Here is a 16,149-nt window from a genome sequence, read left to right as displayed (position 1 = left end):
GCAATGGAAGATACCCACGAACTTTATATGGTCAGCGGAATTCGCTATTAATTAATACAAGATAACATGAATAAATGTACCTATTTACTTTCTGCATTACTTCTCTCCGCCTTTACTCTACAGGCAGCAGAAGATATAAAAGTGATGCAATTTCTGCATACCGGTCCTGTTCCGGTTAATAAACCGATCATGGCAGACAGCCTGAATGTAAACGGAAAACCTTTCGAGATCAAAAATCTGTTAAAATCGACAGTCCCTTTCGACAAAGCATTCGCCAACGCGACCATTCTGGATGCAGATACAGCTGGAATAATCAGTTTCCAGGCTCCGGAAAAAGGATATGCCCTGCATCTTTTCTCCTTTTATCTGAACAGTGACCGTTATACCAAAGGAACTTTAGAAGTTTCCGGCCCCGGTTCTTTCGATGTGTATATAAATAACAAACCGGTGAGTGCAACTTCTGAACTGACAATGGAACCGCACCGGTATGAAGTGGTTGTGAAATACCTGACAGCCGACAACGATACCTGTCCGCCTACATTAAAGGCAATCTATAAAAGTAAGGAAGAAGCGAAAGTCGTTGCTTCACTTAATCCGGATAAAAGATATACCTCACGGGATATTCTGGAAGGAACAAACTTTCGTGGCGTTAGCCTGTCTCCCAACGGCAAATATGTATTAGTGAAATATTATACACGCCTGGAAGGTGGAAAAAGCGAATCATACGCTCAATTGCGTGAAGCCGCCAGCGGACGCATCCTTTTGCAGGATAAAGGATTTATCATGAGTGCCAGCTGGATGCCGACTAGTAATAAAATGTATTTCACCCGTACCGGCATGAATGGAAAGGAACTGGTGACAGTCGATCCGGCCAACATGCAGGAAGAGATACTGGCAGATAACCTGCCGGAAGGTAGCTTCAACTTTACCCCGGATGAAAAGACACTCCTCTTCACCATACAGGAGGAAGGTCCGAAGGATGGCCCCGACATGCTCCGTATCCTCGAACCGAACGACCGTCTGCCGGGATTCCGTAACCGTTATTTCATTTGGCGCTACGATCTGCAATCCGGACTATACGAACAACTGACATTCGGACATAACAGTACATATATTAATGATGTCAGCCCGGATAGCCGTTACCTGTTGTTCAGTACCAGTGAAACGGATTATACATCTCTACCTCATTCCAGCAACTCGTTATACAAACTCGACTTGCAAACGATGGCAGTCGATACCCTTTGGGAACATGCCAAATATGTGAACGGCGGAACTTTCTCTCCCGACGGAAAACAATTACTGGTTAGCGGATCGGGAAATGCTTTCGGTGGAATCGGTTTAAATATCAGGGAAGGACAAATCTCAAATACATACGACGGCCAGTTATTCCTGTATGATCCGACTACCCGGAAAGCAACGGCACTAACCAAGGATTTCAATCCGAATGTAACTGGTGCACTCTGGAACAAATACGACGGTCAGATTTATATGATGACGGAAGACCAGGACTATCTGCGTATCTATACCTGTAATCCGGCAAACGGAAAAATCAAACAGATCAATACTTCTGAAGACGTCGTTTATAATTACTCATTGGCAGAAACAGCTCCGGTAATGTATTATTACGGACAAAGTACTTCAAACGCAAATCGTTTATACGCTTATGACTTGAAAAGTGGAAAGAACCGTCTGATCTACGACCTGTCTGCAGAAAAACTCAAAGACGTTAAACTTGGAGAAGTTCATGACTGGAACTTCACGGCAGAAGACGGAACAACCATACAGGGACGTTATTATCTGCCACCAAATTTCGATCCGGACAAAAAATACCCGATGATCATCTATTACTATGGAGGAACTTCGCCGACGAACCGTGCTTTGGAATTCAGCTACTCCATGCATATGTATGCCGCCCAGGGATATGTAGTCTATACGCTCAATCCCAGCGGAACAACCGGATTCGGACAAGAATTTGCTGCCCGCCACGTAAATGCCTGGGGAGAACCGACTGCCGATGAAATTATCCGCGGCACAGAATTGTTTTGTAAAGAACATTCCTTTGTAAACCCTAAAAAGATCGGTTGTGCAGGTGCCAGCTACGGAGGGTTTATGACACAATATCTGCAAACCCGCACCGATTTATTTGCTGCTGCTGTCAGCCATGCCGGTATCAGTGCACTGAGCAGTTATTGGGGAGAAGGATATTGGGGATATGGTTACTGTTCCGTAGCCAATACCGGAACTTATCCCTGGAATAACCCTGAGTTCTTCACTAAACACAGTCCGTTGTTCAACGCTGACAAGATCAAAACTCCGTTATTGCTGTTACATGGCAATGCCGATACAAATGTCCCGGTTGGCGAAAGTATCCAGATGTTCCTGGCATTGAAACTACTCGGCAAGACAGTGGAATTTATCCAGGTTGACGGAGAAAACCACGGTGTAGCTGATTACAAAAAACGCCTGGAATGGCAGAACACGATTTTTGCCTGGTTTGCCAAATGGCTAAAAGATGAACCGGAATGGTGGGATGCCCTGTATCCGGAAAGAACATTATAAATAAAATTACAAAGAAAGAAAGGGAGTGCCGATTAACGGTCGCTCCCTTCTTCGTATATAACATATAAGAAACGGCTTATTTCATGTGCGGATTCAATGTATGCCACAGATGGATTTCAGGAATAATACCCATGCTGATCACTTCATCACGCAGTTTACTCAGATGAACATAACTTTCTGCCAGTTCTGCATTTTCTTTCGGTGTTCCTTCTACTTCTTTATAGAAAATACCGTCTTTAGTGATTTCTGTTTCCATCGCCATCATGATATGGTCGAATTTACCGGAGTGAACATATGTCCCGGCAGGCCAGCGGAATGCTTCGCCACCCATAGCGGCACGGATCATTTCGATTGACAGGTAAGACGGACTCTGGAAAGAAGAACGACCGCGAAGTTCGATGATACGTTTTCCACCCTGTATAACTTTCACTTTCAGGTCTTCCCATTGTTCGTCTGTCAGTTCCGGAGTACCGATCAAATCCAATAACGGTTTACCGTCGACAGTTGCAGTAGAAGCAAAAACAGCCATCTGTTCGCCATGACCTCCATAAGTACGGCAACCTTTTACCAGGTTCTGACGGATTCCGAAATGCTGTGCCAAAGCTGTTTGCAGACGGGTGCTGTCAAGTGCAGCCAAAGTACTTACCTGGGAAGGTTTCAATCCGGAATACAGCAATGTGATCAATCCGGTAATATCGGCCGGATTAAAAATAACTACCACATGTTTTACGTCCGGACAATAAGCACGGAGATCCTTTCCGAACTGAGCAGCAATTTCAGCATTACCTTTCAATAAGTCCTCACGGGTCATACCGGCTTTACGGGCTGCACCACCGGATGAAACAACATATTTGGCACCTCTCAGCGCTTCGCTGATATCGGATGTATAGGTTATGTTTGCATATTCAAATCCGGACTGGAACATTTCTTCTGCAACACCTTCCAAAGCCGGAGCAAAAGGGTCGTAAAGACAAATATTAGAAGTTAACCCCATCATTAAAGCTGTCTGGGCCATGTTTGAACCGATCATACCTGCTGCACCTACGATAGTGAGCTTTTCGTCTGTTAATGCTTTCATACTGTATTATTTTTTAATAATTATGTTTATTAAGAGAACACATATCTTATTGATAATGTTTACCGTTTCGCCTATATTTTTCTTTTCGGTTACAAAGGTAAAACATCCTTTCCTTATATGCCAATCATTAAAATCTATCCACTATAAGCTAAAGTTATAGCTCAAATTCCTACCTTTGCAACATGAAAACATTCAGACCGGAAGCATGGTTGCCCACCACCAAGAAAGAAGTTGAAGCGCGTGGATGGGATTATATAGATGTAATTCTTTTCAGTGGGGATGCCTATGTGGATCATCCTTCGTTTGGTGCTGCCGTTATCGGACGTACCTTGGAAGCCTTGGGGCTTCGGGTGGCTATTGTTCCGCAGCCGGACTGGCGCGGAGATTATCGTGATTTTAAAAAACTGGGCATTCCCCGCCTCTTCTTCGGAGTCTCACCCGGAGCAATGGATTCGATGATCAATCATTATACGGCCAATAAACGGTTACGTAGCGATGATGCCTATACTCCGGATCGCCGGGCAGGAATGCGCCCGGATTATCCCAGCATTGTCTATACCAAAATACTGAAAGAGCTTTATCCCGACGTACCGGTCGTACTCGGTGGAATCGAGGCTTCTTTACGCAGGCTGTCTCATTATGATTACTGGCAGGACAGGTTACGACCAGGTATCCTGATCGACAGTCCGGCAGATCTCCTGATCTATGGAATGGGAGAACTACCCATAAATGAATTAGTTACCCGCCTGAAGGCCGGAGAATCTTTTAATTCATTAAAAGATATTCGCCAAACAGTTTATCTGACAGGAAAGGAAGAGATAAAGCCCGATGACATCGTGCTTTTCTCACATGAAGAGTGTCTTCGCGATAAATTAAAACAGGCCAAAAACTTCCGTCATATCGAAGAAGAATCGAACAAATATAATGCATCGCGTATTCTCCAGCAGGTTGGAAAGCAGACTATTGTAGTGAATCCTCCTTTCCCTTCTATGACGGAAGCCGAAGTAGATGCTTCGTTCGATCTGCCTTACACCCGCTTGCCGCATCCCAAATATAAGGGAAAAGTCATACCGGCATTCGAGATGATCAAGTTTTCAGTAAATATGCACCGGGGATGCTTTGGAGGCTGTGCATTCTGTACAATCTCCGCCCACCAGGGAAAGTTCATCGCTTCCCGGAGCAAAGAGTCTATCCTGAAAGAAGTAAAGGCTATCACGGAAATGCCAGATTTCAAAGGATACCTGAGTGATTTGGGAGGTCCTTCCGCCAATATGTACCGGATGAAAGGCAAAGATCAGAGTATTTGTGCCAAATGTAAAAAACCGTCCTGCATCTCTCCTGCCATCTGTAAGAATCTGAATGCGGACCATACTCCGTTGCTGGACATTTATAAAGCAGTGGACAGTATGCCACAGATCAAACGCTCATTTATCGGTAGCGGCGTACGTTATGATCTGCTGTTGCACCGTTACGACGATGAAATCGTGAATAAGTCAGCTCAGAGCTACACGGAAGAGTTGATCGCCCGGCATGTATCGGGCCGTCTGAAAGTGGCTCCCGAACATACGGAAGACAATGTTCTGAAAATGATGCGTAAACCTTCTTTCGATCAATTCGGACAATTCAAAAAAATATTCGACCGTATCAACAAGCAGCAGGGACTTAACCAACAATTAATTCCATACTTCATTTCCAGCCATCCCGGCTGTACGGAAGAAGATATGGCAAAACTGGCTATCGAGACCAAGAAACTGCATTTCCAACTGGAACAGGTACAGGACTTCACTCCTACCCCCATGACACTGGCTACGGAAATATATTACACAGGTTATCATCCTTATACATTAGAAAAAGTATATACAGCCCGTACAAAAGAACAGAAACTGGCACAACGGCAATTCTTCTTCTGGTATAAACCGGAATTTCGCAGGCAGATAACCCAGGCGTTACAAAAAATAGGAAAAAAAGACCTGCTTACTAAATTATTCGGCCGGTAAACAATAATATTTCACCTATCCTGCTTGTTAATTACGAAAAAATCGTAATATTGCATTTACTTAATTCATATAAATATGGTAAAAGCACTTTTAGCAGGTATATCGCTTATATTCGTTATATCTGCACAAGCACAAAACGAATTCACGATAAAAGGCAAAATCTCCGGACTGGAGGACAGTACCCAGATTGTCCTTTATCGTAGTGACGGACAAGTCATGAGCCAGATCGCTCAGGATACGGTCATCAATGAATGTTTTACCTTCAAAGGTGAAACCGTCGACAATGCTCCCGAAGCATTAATGGTCTCCAGCCATGACAAAGGGTTTCCAAACACCTGGCTGGATGTATGGGTGGCTCCCGGCAAAGAGACAACCGTTACCGGTAATAATAAACTTATCAGGACATGGAATGTATCGGCCGATATCCAGGAACAGCAGGATTTAAACCGGTATGCCGACGCTTGCCGGGAAGAATGTAGTAAAGAACAGGAAATCTATATACAGTTAATGGATTTGTTCTCCAAAGGAAGGACGGGCAATCCTTCCGAAGAAGAAAAGAATGCGATCAGGAATGAAATGAAAGAACTTCAGAAAAAAACGGATTCATTACGACTGATCTCCTCCCAAAAAGAAATCGAAATAATGCAGCAAACTCCTAAAGGAACAGTCTGGATGGATAAATTGCTTGGCCAATGCAAGCAAAGTAAATACATGGAAAACTATCCTTATAAGGAAGATTTGATTGCTTTATACAACAAGTTATCCGATAATGAGAAAAACTCTCAGGCTGGTAAGGAAATCACGGTATGTCTTTATCCTCCCATTACAGTGAAAGAAGGCGATGAAATGGCGGATACCGACCTCTACGACTTGCAAGGCAATATTCATCATCTGGCCGACTATAAAGGTAAATATCTCCTGGTCGATTTTTGGAGCCGCGGTTGTGGTCCTTGTATGATGCTTTGCCGGAAATGAAAGAAATATCCGAAACATGGAAAGACAAAGTAACTGTCATTAGTCTGAGCACAGACACAGAAAAAGGATGGAAAGAGATTTCTAAAACGAAAGATATGTCATGGGTAAACCTGAATGATTTTGGAGGAATGAGCGGACTGGCAGCTAAATATAATGTAAGAGGAATACCTCATTATGTCATTATCTCACCGGAAGGGATCATCCTGCATAGCTGGAGCGGATACGGAAAAGGATTACTTAAACGTAAGCTAAACAAATGGGTAAACAAATCAGACCGTGTTATGTCTGTGAAAAAGGAAGGAAACACGACCATTGTTGATTTTCCTATCGAAAAATCAAGCAATACGGAAACTGTAGAGATCAACAGAATAGAGTTGACCGGTTCTGAAACGATTTTCCATATGAAAGCCTTTAACTCTCCCGGATACTGGGTAAGTATAGGCAAGGACACTTTCCTGAAAACAGAAGACGGTACTCATTATCCGCTAACATCAGCAGACGGCATCACACCGGACGAACGCTTCACAATGCCGGAATCAGGTGAGTACTCTTTTAAGTTGCACTTCCCCGCTTTGCCGGCCGGAACAAAAACAGTCGATTTCATCGAAGGTGATTGCGATTCCTGTTTCAAAATAGTAGGTTTGTCACTGACTCAAGAATAAAAATACGGGCTTGTCTGAAAAAAATAAGGGACTTTTGAAATGTTAAGACAGGACTTTTAAAAACGAAAGTCCTGACTTTTAACTTCAAAAGTCCCTTATTTTTTTGACAGTGATTATCAAGCCTTTACAGCGATCACTTCAATCTCTACCAAACCATTCTTCGGCAAAGTCTTTACAGCAACAGCCGAACGTGCCGGAAAAGCACCTTCAAACTGAGAGGCGTATACTTCGTTCATCGCTCCGAAATCACCCATATCAGCAAGAAATACAGTCGTTTTGACTACGTCGCTGATATCAAGACCGGCTTCTGCCAGGATAGCCTTCACATTCTTGAAAGCCTGAGCTGTCTGTTCCTTTACAGCTCCTTCTACGAAATTACCGGTTGCCGGATCGATACCCAGTTGTCCGGAAGCGAAAAGCATATTTCCTACTTGTATGGCCTGGCTGTAAGGACCGATGGCGGCCGGTGCATTTGTTGTTGCAATAACTTTTTTCATTGTGTTTATCTTTTTAGTTGTTTTGTTCTTCATTCATACGCTGGCGGACAACCTCATAAATCAGGATGGAGCTGGCTACCGAGACGTTCAGGGAACCGATCGTTCCGAACTGCGGTATTTTCACCATGCTGTCGCAGATTCGCAGGTTATCCATAGAAACTCCTTTATCCTCTGCTCCCATTACGATAGCAACCGGACCGTCATATTTGATAGAAGTATAGTTCTCGTAAGCTTTTTCGCTGGCTGCATATACCTTGACACCGCTTGCCTGTAAAAAGCGGATGGATTCTTCAATACTTTTCTCTTTACAAACAGGCAATACATGCAACGCTCCGGCAGATGTTTTGATGGCATCCGCATTCACCGTCACGCTTCCTTTGGCCGGAATAACAATGGCATCCACACCGGCACATTCGCAGGTACGGGCAATTGCCCGAAATTACGGACATCGGTTATACCGTCCAAAAGTACGATGAAAGGATTCTTTCCCTGTTCATAAACGAAAGGAATAATATCTTCCAGACGCTGATAAGTAACAGCTGGAATAAAGGCGATCACTCCCTGATGATTCTTCCGGGTCAGGCGGTCAAGACGTTCGGCCGGTACACGCTGTACAGGAATATCACGTCCTTTCAGCACCTCGAACAATTCACGGGAAAGTTCTCCCTGCAACTCGCGCTTAACAAGTATTTTATCTATTTCCTTATCGGCCTGGATAGCCTCGATTACGGCACGTATGCCGAACACCATTTCGTTTTCCTTCATCAAATATATATTAACTGTATGTCCTCTTTTAAATACGAATGCAAATATACAAACATTATTTACTGTTTCGCCATTCCTTCACGCCTTGAATAAGAAATAATACTCCTGTTATAATCAGTGCAGATGACAAACCTGTATAAAAAACGGAAATAAAAGAGTCCGGCAATATACGGGAATGACGGATTCCCACTCCTAAAGTGATCATAAAAAACATTACAATCCAACCTTTGGCATCAAAGAAAGAGAAAGGACAATTCTTTTCTCCTTTTTGGGCAATACGACGGCTATGCTTTCTGAACAAACGTAAAAACACAAAATTGAGGAATAACAGAAACACAATAACTGCTTCTCCTACCTTTAACACCGAGTAATGGGCATCATGCATCCACGTAAGAATTCCGATCCGGAGAATATTGACTCCGGCTATAATCCATACGCAACCTGCTATAAATAATAATATCCGCTTATTAACTCTGAACATCCGTCTACTTTTACTGAAATGCAAAAGTACGATTTTTAACGACATATCCTAATCCTGAAAGTTCATGAGGCCTCCTTTTCACTATCCAACTCTTTAATCTCCTTATTCAGAAAAACGGAAAGGATGGTCCTTAAAACAACAATACCGCCAAGGATAGCCAGTTCGTCCAAACTGGGTTCCAAGACGGTTTTAAGAATATCTGAAGCGATCAGCAACTCCAATCCCAATAATAAATAAGTACCTAATTCCGCTCGCAGCCGACGGATATTGACTGTTGAATATTGTCCGGTAAATCGCTTGAGTTCGTTTCCCAGAAAAGAGATAAAAGCGACCAGTGCCCCATAAGTAACGATCAGCAGGCTTACCACACTGATAATCGTAGCCAGAATATTTAGAAAATGCGTGAACATGAGTTTATTCTTTATACTAGGAACAAACTCATGTTCCGGAAAGTTCAATCAGTAATTTTCAGCTTCTGCGGTAAACTTCAGAGCGTTTACTTTCCTGCCGTTTATTGTCTTTTTCCTTTTTATCCTTTTCTTTTCTGTCTTTGTCTTTCCTGTCTCTATCACGGTCGTGGTCTCTCCGGTTGTCCGGTCTTTTATCCTTATCGTACCGATCATTTCCCGGTCTGGACGGTTTATTGAAATGCTGGTTATTATTGGGACGATTATGATTGTCCGGACGCCACTGTCCGTTATCATGATGATTGGGACGATCGTATTTACCCCGATACCACTTGCCGTCATCAAAACGCCCATTCCATCGTCCATTTGAATATTCCCATTGATTATGCCAGTAATGGTCTTCATAGCGCCAGCAAATATCAGAGGACGATAATTCGGATAGTGGGGGTTATTATACCATCCCTGATAATCATGGATACGCTGCGGACGTTCGCGAACAAAACGAACATACAGACGGAATTGCGAAGGAGAAAGAACTCGTTGCAACTTACGGTCACGTTCCATACGCAGATTAAATATCTTCTTGGCAGACTGGTCCCAATAGCGATAATGCTTACGGGCTTCCTTTTCTATTCTCTGACCGTACTTATGTACGATATTATGATAATCGGCGGCCTGTCTTCCGTTCAGGCGCATGGCCTGTTCCATCCAGAGACAACTCTGGCAATGTGGCTCATTCCAACCAAAACTGATCCAAAACTGAGCTTGTCCCGGCAAACTGCACAATAAAATCAACAAACATATAAAGCTAATCCGTTTCATGACTGTTCATTTTTAGTTAATAATTACATCTATGACCGTTCTAAGAAGAAAAGGTTTAACAGACATAATCAACGTTTGGTTTTCAATAACTCTTTTGCATTGGCTATCGAAGCGCCGGTTAGTGACGCACCGCTCAACATGCGGGCAACCTCTTTAACACGTTCTTCTTTATTCAATTTTTTAATGCGGGTTATCGTACGTTCCGTTGTATCTTCCTTATAGACAAAGAAATGATCTTTACCTTTCGCAGCAATCTGTGGCAAATGGGTAATGGTTATCACTTGCATCTTTGTACCCAGATCCTGCATAATATCCCCCATTTTATCGGCGATATCACCGGAAACTCCTGTATCCACTTCATCAAAAATAATAGCGGGAAGAGCTGTGAAGCCGGCAATCATTGCCTTGATGCATAACATAAGACGGGATATTTCACCACCGGAAGCAGTTTGGGCAACCGGTTGCAGTTCGCCACTCTTATTGGCAGAGAAAAGGAAACGAATATCGTCCATTCCATCGCTTTCCGGCTCCGGACGGGTAACAAAATCGATAGCAAACCTCACGTTCGGCATCCCCAGCGGAATAACCATTTTTACCAGTTGAGAGGCAATAGCTTTGGAGGCGATCTTACGTTGCTCACTCAAAACAGCGGCCTGCTGAAGTAATTCCTGATATGATATTTCCAACTGGGCTTTTATACCCTCGATCTGCTCGTCGAAAGAGTCTATATCATGTAGCTGTTCCGTATATTTATCCTGAATGGCAATCAACTCTTCCACTGTCGGAACCCGGTGTTTCTGTTCCAATGTGTACAAAGTGTTCAGGCGTTCGTTCACCCATTCGAGACGTTCAGGATTGAACTCGACATCTTCTTTAAGAACATCGGTTTCTGAGGCCAGGTCGTTCAGATCAATATAGGCAGAACGCAGACGTTCGGCAATCTCCCTGGCTTTTGGATAAAACCTTTCCAACGAATCGGCGGTCGAAAGGGCCTCTTTGATAAGCTGTACGCTTCCCTGCTCTTCGCCATTCAACAATTCTGTTATTTTATATAAGGATCCTTTAATATCTTCGGCATGCGACAATGTCTCCAACTCCTGCTCCAGTTCTTCCTGTTCACCGGCAACCAGATGAGCATCCGTCAGTTGTTCCAGTTGGAAACGGATATAATCCTCTTCCTGCCGATTCTGGTCAGCCTTCTCCGTCAAATCTTTCAACTCCCGTTTCAAAGAGAGATAACGCTGGTATTCTTTACGATACAGGATCAGAAGGATTTCGTTTTCCGCCATTACATCGATTACCTTCATCTGGAAGCGATTATCTCCGAGCAACAGGTTCTGATGTTGCGAATGTATATCGATCAGTCGGCTTCCCAGTTCCTTCATGACGGTAAGCGGCACAGGTGAATCGTTAACGAAAGCACGCGACTTGCCGGATGCAAACAGTTCCCTGCGAAGAATACATATTTCCGGATCATACTCCAGATCATTCACATGAAAAAATTCTTCCAGTTGATATTTGGAAACATCAAATGTTGCTTCGATCACACATTTATCCGAACCACTCTTGATACTTTTCCCGTCGGCCCGTTGGCCCAATACCAGCGACAAAGCCCCTAAAATAATAGACTTCCCGGCTCCCGTTTCACCGGTTATCACCGAAAAGCCGTTATCAAACTGAATATCCAGACTATCTATTAAGACAAAATTCTGTATGAATAAAGATCTCAGCATAATTCTCTTTTACTTTTTAAGTGGCTCCAAACGGGTTGTCATTGCCGGATACAGGTTAGAAAGCATTTTGTATCCTTCCTGCTTTTCGGTCGTAGTTGCTTTAGAATATATGGCAACAACTTCATCCAATTTGGAATCGGCAAACATTTGTAACAGGACAGATGTCGGACGGGTTTTCTTCAATTCCTCCAATGTCGGCAATAAAGACAAGATCGTAGTACGTCCGCGATCCACATTAGCAGCCATTTCATCGAGACCTTTCCGGTGATAATTATACCACATGTCACGATATCCTTCCGAAGCATTTTCATTCAATGCTGTTGCTATTGCGTGCCGGTTACGGTCACTGTCAAAGGCTTTCCAACCGTTCCACGACATTTGAGACTGCGCCAGGGTGACAACCTGTTGCGCTTGTTGGAAAAAAGCTGTTCCGCCTCTAGGTGAAAAGCTGTCGAAATCGAGTCCCAGAATCGTATATAAATAGAAAACAACAGTAGCGATCAGGTTACTGTTTAACGTATTCTCCGTATATTCCAACTGTTCGAACTCTGTGTAATCAAAGTCTAATTGTGTATCACGGAAATTCAGCAAAGTCGTTACATAACTTGAGTTGTACACCGGACGACTAGCCTGAATCTGCAATTCAGCCTTATAACTGTTATCAGTAGCCTCGTTGATAATGATATTAAAAGTACAGTCAATCCGTTCGTTGATACCAAAGGTTGCATCCGTCCATTTCCGGGTATTGATAAACTGAGTCAAAGCGTCCTGCAAAGTAGTATATACCTGCTTATTAGTCCCCTGGATCTTATCACTGTTGATTTTGACCTGGGCATTAAACTCGTTTGCTCTATCTTGCGCATAACCGATAAAGGATGTAGTTCCCAACAGGAACAGGAATAACAGTCTTTTAATCATTTTCATTTCAATAATGTTGCCAACTTGTTTACGATATCAACAGCTACCCCTTGTTTTGATTTCAACGGATAACCGGTTGTTTCTCCCTGACGGTCGATAATGGATATCTTATTGGTATCGCAACGGAAACCAGCGCCTGCGTCACGAAGCGAATTCAACACGATGAAATCGAGATTTTTCCGCTTCAGTTTACTTTCGGCATTCGTTGCTTCGTTGTTTGTCTCCAAAGCAAAACCAACCAAAACCTGTCCTTCCCGTTTAATTGCCCCTAAGGAGGCAGCAATATCTTTGTTCGGAACCAGGTGAAGCATCATTTCCCCTTTACTTTCGCGTTTGATCTTTTCGTCTGCTTGTATCTCCGGACGATAATCGGCTACAGCCGCACATAATATACCGGCATCCGCTTCGGGAAAAGCCGTCATGGCCGCCTGATACATTTCTTCGGCAGATTCCACATCAATCCGTTGTATATTCGGATGCGTGGTCGTCAACGATACCGGGCCGGCTATCAATGTAACTTCGGCCCCTTGCTGTGCACAGGCCTCTGCCAGTGCAAATCCCATCTTCCCGGAAGAATAGTTACCTATAAAACGTACGGGATCAATCTTTTCGTACGTCGGACCGGCTGTTATTACAATCTTTTTTTTTTCAAGGACGGTGCGGGAAGCGAAAAACTCTTCCAGAACAGCTATAATCTTGTCCGGTTCCTCCATCCTGCCTTTACCTACCAGATGGCTTGCCAATTCACCTTCAGCTGGTTCGATGATATGGTTTCCGAATGAACGGAGACGGTCCAGATTCTGTTGTGTAGAAGGATGGGCAAACATATCCAGGTCCATTGCCGGAGCGATGAAAACGGGTGCTTTGCAAGACAGGTAAGTTGTCACCAGCATGTTATCGGCTATTCCATTAGCCATCTTGCCGATTGTCGACGCTGTTGCCGGAGCAATCAGCATGGCATCTGCCCACAGTCCCAAATCGACATGGCTGTGCCACGAGCCGTCGCGGTTAGAGAAAAACTCACTGATAACGGGATTACTACTTAAGGCAGAGAGTGTTATCGGTGTAATAAACTCTTTCCCAGCAGGTGTTATTACAACCTGTACCTCGGCACCTTTCTTTACCAATGCACGGATAATATAAGCAGCTTTATAAGCAGCTATACTTCCTGTAATTCCTAATATGATATGTTTACCTTTCAGCATCATTCTTATTCATTCAAATAAATATTCATCCGAAAGGGATTTTAGTTTCATCCGGAAGAAATTTGGTTTTCTCCCGGATGGAATTAATTTTCCTCCCGGATGTATCTTTTTCCTTATAAACGCAACAACAGGATATCGCGCGTTACCTTACTGTCAATATTGTGATGTTCACCCAGATGCCAGCCTTGTCTATCCACCGGAGCAGCCAATGCATCCAGGTCGTTTTCTGTAATGCCACATTCACTCAAACGGGTCTTCAACCCCATCCGGCGGAAGAAATCTTCGCAGGCCGTGATTGTTCGACGGGCACGTTCTTCTTCCGTTCCGCCGGTTATACCGAAAACCACTTCACCCATACGGGCCAGTTTTACCTGTTTCTCCTTAAACATATATGTCATAACGCCCGGCAAAAGTATTGCCAACGTCTGTGCATGGTCCAGGCCGAATTGGGCAGTCAGTGCATATCCCATACGGTGAGACGACCAATCCTGAGGAACCCCTTGTCCGATCCATACGTTCAAAGCATTGGTAGCGGCCCACATCAGATTGGCACGGATATCATAATCATGCGGATTATCCAACACCTTGAGACCTTCCTCATAGATCACTTTCATCAGTCCTTCGGAAAAAGCATCCTGTACCTTGGCATTAACCGGATAAGTAAGATATTGCTCTACGACATGAATAAATGAATCGACAACACCATTGGCTACCTGTCTCGCCGGTAATGAATAAGTTACTTCCGGATCAAGTATTGCAAACTGCGGAAATACCAACGGAGATGCAAAATTCAGTTTCTCACGGGTTTCGGCACGTGAAATAACAGAACGCTCATTCATTTCGGAACCGGTAGCCGATAATGTCAATACGACACCCAGTGGCAATGCTTTCTTAATCACACCGCCTTTGGATAAAATATCCCAAGGTTCGCCTTCATAATAATAAGCTGCGGCAATGAACTTGGTGGCATCGATAACCGAACCGCCTCCTACTGCCAGCAGAAAATCAATATTTTTCTTTTTAACGACATCAACGGCCTTCATGCAGGTTTCATAATGCGGATTGGCTTCGATTCCTGAAAATTCAGTTACTTCAAAACCATTCAATGCATTTGTCACCTGGTCATAGATTCCGTTTTTCTTAATACTTCCGCCTCCATAGACCATTAACACTCTACTTCCGGCAGGAATCAAGGCGGATAAACGTGCAATTGTACCTTTCCCGAATACAACTCTTACAGGATTAGCAAACTCAAAATTATTCATTGCGTTATTTCGAATTAAAACCTCTCAATTTGATTTCGGTAAGAATCTTCTTCGTATTCAGCGGGAAGTCTCCATTCATAATCCAGGAATAATATCCGGGGTCTGTTTTCAGAACTTCTTCCACCAACTTTCCTTTGTATTTACCAAAGTTAATGACTTCTTTGCCATCTTCATTGTAGATCATGCGGCCGGCAAAATCAACATTGTTGGTAAAACTGGAATATTTGGATAAGAAGTCAATATCATTCTGCAAATCGTCCGGATAACGGTCTAACTGAGCTTTCAGAATCTCATAAGTCGCCATTGTATCGGCCTCTGCCGTGTGAGCATTTTCGAGGCTTTTGTCACAATAAAACTTATAGGCTGCAGATAATGTACGTTGCTCCATCTTATGAAAAATGGTCTGCACATCGACAAATTTACGTTTGTTCAAATCAATATCTACTCCGGCACGAAGGAATTCTTCTGCCAGTAGAGGGATATCAAAACGGTTGGAGTTATATCCGGCCAGGTCACAGCCTTCAATCTGTGCTGCCAGCGATTTGGCTATTTCTTTAAAGGTCGGGCAATCTTTTACATCTTCGTCCGTAATACCATGAATCGCTGTCGACTCCGGTGGAATGGGCATTTCCGGATTGATCCGTCTCGTCTTTGATTCTTCCTTGCCGTTAGGGTGAACTTTTACAAAAGAGATTTCAACGATACGGTCTTTTACTATATTTATACCCGTAGTCTCCAAGTCGAAAAAGACTATCGGGTTTTTCAGGTTTAATTGCATTTCTTAT

At 43.5% G+C, this 16,149-nt stretch carries 14 protein-coding genes and 1 pseudogene; 4 read left to right on the top strand and 11 right to left on the bottom strand.

All coding sequences use genetic code 11. The features are described from left to right. The first annotated feature begins 66 nt into the window (after positions 1-66). A complete protein-coding gene (locus tag DXA15_RS12575; protein ID WP_128134247.1) occupies positions 67-2,559 on the top strand; it encodes a prolyl oligopeptidase family serine peptidase in 2,493 nt (830 codons plus the stop codon). A gap of 76 nt (positions 2,560-2,635) precedes the next feature. On the opposite strand, the gene DXA15_RS12570 is transcribed toward DXA15_RS12575, so the two are convergent. Next, entirely contained in the window at positions 2,636-3,637 is a 1,002-nt protein-coding gene (locus DXA15_RS12570; protein ID WP_128134246.1) for a malate dehydrogenase, read from the bottom strand. A 182-nt stretch (positions 3,638-3,819) separates the two neighbouring features. On the opposite strand from DXA15_RS12570, the gene DXA15_RS12565 reads away from it, so the two are divergent. The 3 genes from DXA15_RS12565 to DXA15_RS26450 all read left to right on the top strand — a co-directional run bounded on the left by DXA15_RS12565 (position 3,820) and on the right by DXA15_RS26450 (position 7,271). After that, positions 3,820-5,634 carry a YgiQ family radical SAM protein gene (locus DXA15_RS12565; RefSeq protein ID WP_128134245.1) on the top strand — a complete coding sequence of 605 codons (1,815 nt, stop codon included), beginning with the start codon at positions 3,820-3,822 and terminating at the stop codon, positions 5,632-5,634. A gap of 75 nt (positions 5,635-5,709) precedes the next feature. Further along, complete coding sequence (locus tag DXA15_RS26455) at positions 5,710-6,609, top strand: alkyl hydroperoxide reductase (protein ID WP_233567242.1); 900 nt, start codon at positions 5,710-5,712, stop codon at positions 6,607-6,609. Next, a complete protein-coding gene (locus DXA15_RS26450; RefSeq protein ID WP_233567241.1) occupies positions 6,606-7,271 on the top strand; it encodes a hypothetical protein in 666 nt (221 codons plus the stop codon). The genes DXA15_RS26455 and DXA15_RS26450 overlap by 4 nt, the downstream gene beginning before the upstream one ends. A gap of 116 nt (positions 7,272-7,387) precedes the next feature. On the opposite strand, the gene DXA15_RS12555 is transcribed toward DXA15_RS26450, so the two are convergent. The 10 genes and pseudogenes from DXA15_RS12555 to DXA15_RS12510 form a co-directional block, all read right to left on the bottom strand. Continuing rightward, the gene (locus DXA15_RS12555; RefSeq protein WP_122327662.1) at positions 7,388-7,768 is read right to left on the bottom strand and encodes a RidA family protein; all 381 of its coding nucleotides are present in this window, start codon (positions 7,766-7,768) and stop codon (positions 7,388-7,390) included. A 13-nt stretch (positions 7,769-7,781) separates the two neighbouring features. Then, positions 7,782-8,533 (bottom strand): annotated as a pseudogene (gene rlmB / locus DXA15_RS12550) (23S rRNA (guanosine(2251)-2'-O)-methyltransferase RlmB). Between the two features lie 55 nt (positions 8,534-8,588). Then, positions 8,589-9,014, bottom strand: a complete 426-nt coding sequence (locus DXA15_RS12545) for a hypothetical protein (RefSeq protein ID WP_128134244.1) — start codon at positions 9,012-9,014, stop codon at positions 8,589-8,591. Positions 9,015-9,076: 62 nt separating this feature from the next. Continuing rightward, on the bottom strand, positions 9,077-9,424 hold the full coding sequence (locus tag DXA15_RS12540; protein ID WP_128134243.1) for a DUF1622 domain-containing protein: 348 nt from the start codon (positions 9,422-9,424) through the stop codon (positions 9,077-9,079). Positions 9,425-9,472: 48 nt separating this feature from the next. After that, a complete protein-coding gene (locus DXA15_RS12535) occupies positions 9,473-10,243 on the bottom strand; it encodes a hypothetical protein (RefSeq protein ID WP_233567240.1) in 771 nt (256 codons plus the stop codon). Positions 10,244-10,311: 68 nt separating this feature from the next. Then, positions 10,312-11,976 (bottom strand): DNA repair protein RecN, encoded by a 1,665-nt coding sequence (gene recN / locus DXA15_RS12530; RefSeq protein ID WP_128134242.1) that lies wholly within the window; start codon positions 11,974-11,976, stop codon positions 10,312-10,314. Positions 11,977-11,985: 9 nt separating this feature from the next. Then, complete coding sequence (locus DXA15_RS12525) at positions 11,986-12,900, bottom strand: DUF4835 family protein (protein WP_046147001.1); 915 nt, start codon at positions 12,898-12,900, stop codon at positions 11,986-11,988. Continuing rightward, positions 12,897-14,099, bottom strand: a complete 1,203-nt coding sequence (gene coaBC / locus DXA15_RS12520) for a bifunctional phosphopantothenoylcysteine decarboxylase/phosphopantothenate--cysteine ligase CoaBC (RefSeq protein WP_122327860.1) — start codon at positions 14,097-14,099, stop codon at positions 12,897-12,899. Before coaBC ends, DXA15_RS12525 begins: the two co-directional genes overlap by 4 nt. A gap of 113 nt (positions 14,100-14,212) precedes the next feature. Then, positions 14,213-15,364, bottom strand: a complete 1,152-nt coding sequence (locus tag DXA15_RS12515; RefSeq protein WP_128134241.1) for an iron-containing alcohol dehydrogenase — start codon at positions 15,362-15,364, stop codon at positions 14,213-14,215. Between the two features lie 4 nt (positions 15,365-15,368). Continuing rightward, a complete protein-coding gene (locus DXA15_RS12510) occupies positions 15,369-16,142 on the bottom strand; it encodes a 3'-5' exonuclease (RefSeq protein ID WP_007657182.1) in 774 nt (257 codons plus the stop codon). Positions 16,143-16,149: the final 7 nt, after the last annotated feature.

The organism is Parabacteroides sp. AM58-2XD (genome assembly GCF_003463685.1).
GTDB lineage: Bacteria > Bacteroidota > Bacteroidia > Bacteroidales > Tannerellaceae > Parabacteroides > Parabacteroides segnis.
The sequence above is the reverse complement of the archived record's forward strand: the minus strand, read 5'-3'. Positions and strand labels throughout refer to the sequence as shown.

What these genes read in the sequence shown, in the direction of transcription:
- DXA15_RS12545 (WP_128134244.1), bottom strand. Translation starts at nt 9,014, where the DNA reads ATGTTCAGAGTTAATAAGCGGATATTATTATTTATAGCAGGTTGCGTA.
- DXA15_RS12570 (WP_128134246.1), bottom strand. Translation starts at nt 3,637, where the DNA reads ATGAAAGCATTAACAGACGAAAAGCTCACTATCGTAGGTGCAGCAGGT.
- DXA15_RS12515 (WP_128134241.1), bottom strand. Translation starts at nt 15,364, where the DNA reads ATGAATAATTTTGAGTTTGCTAATCCTGTAAGAGTTGTATTCGGGAAA.
- DXA15_RS26450 (WP_233567241.1), top strand. Translation starts at nt 6,606, where the DNA reads ATGAAAGAAATATCCGAAACATGGAAAGACAAAGTAACTGTCATTAGT.
- DXA15_RS12525 (WP_046147001.1), bottom strand. Translation starts at nt 12,900, where the DNA reads ATGAAAATGATTAAAAGACTGTTATTCCTGTTCCTGTTGGGAACTACA.
- DXA15_RS12575 (WP_128134247.1), top strand. Translation starts at nt 67, where the DNA reads ATGAATAAATGTACCTATTTACTTTCTGCATTACTTCTCTCCGCCTTT.
- DXA15_RS12540 (WP_128134243.1), bottom strand. Translation starts at nt 9,424, where the DNA reads ATGTTCACGCATTTTCTAAATATTCTGGCTACGATTATCAGTGTGGTA.
- DXA15_RS12555 (WP_122327662.1), bottom strand. Translation starts at nt 7,768, where the DNA reads ATGAAAAAAGTTATTGCAACAACAAATGCACCGGCCGCCATCGGTCCT.
- coaBC (WP_122327860.1), bottom strand. Translation starts at nt 14,099, where the DNA reads ATGCTGAAAGGTAAACATATCATATTAGGAATTACAGGAAGTATAGCT.
- recN (WP_128134242.1), bottom strand. Translation starts at nt 11,976, where the DNA reads ATGCTGAGATCTTTATTCATACAGAATTTTGTCTTAATAGATAGTCTG.
- DXA15_RS12510 (WP_007657182.1), bottom strand. Translation starts at nt 16,142, where the DNA reads ATGCAATTAAACCTGAAAAACCCGATAGTCTTTTTCGACTTGGAGACT.
- DXA15_RS12535 (WP_233567240.1), bottom strand. Translation starts at nt 10,243, where the DNA reads ATGAAACGGATTAGCTTTATATGTTTGTTGATTTTATTGTGCAGTTTG.
- DXA15_RS26455 (WP_233567242.1), top strand. Translation starts at nt 5,710, where the DNA reads ATGGTAAAAGCACTTTTAGCAGGTATATCGCTTATATTCGTTATATCT.
- DXA15_RS12565 (WP_128134245.1), top strand. Translation starts at nt 3,820, where the DNA reads ATGAAAACATTCAGACCGGAAGCATGGTTGCCCACCACCAAGAAAGAA.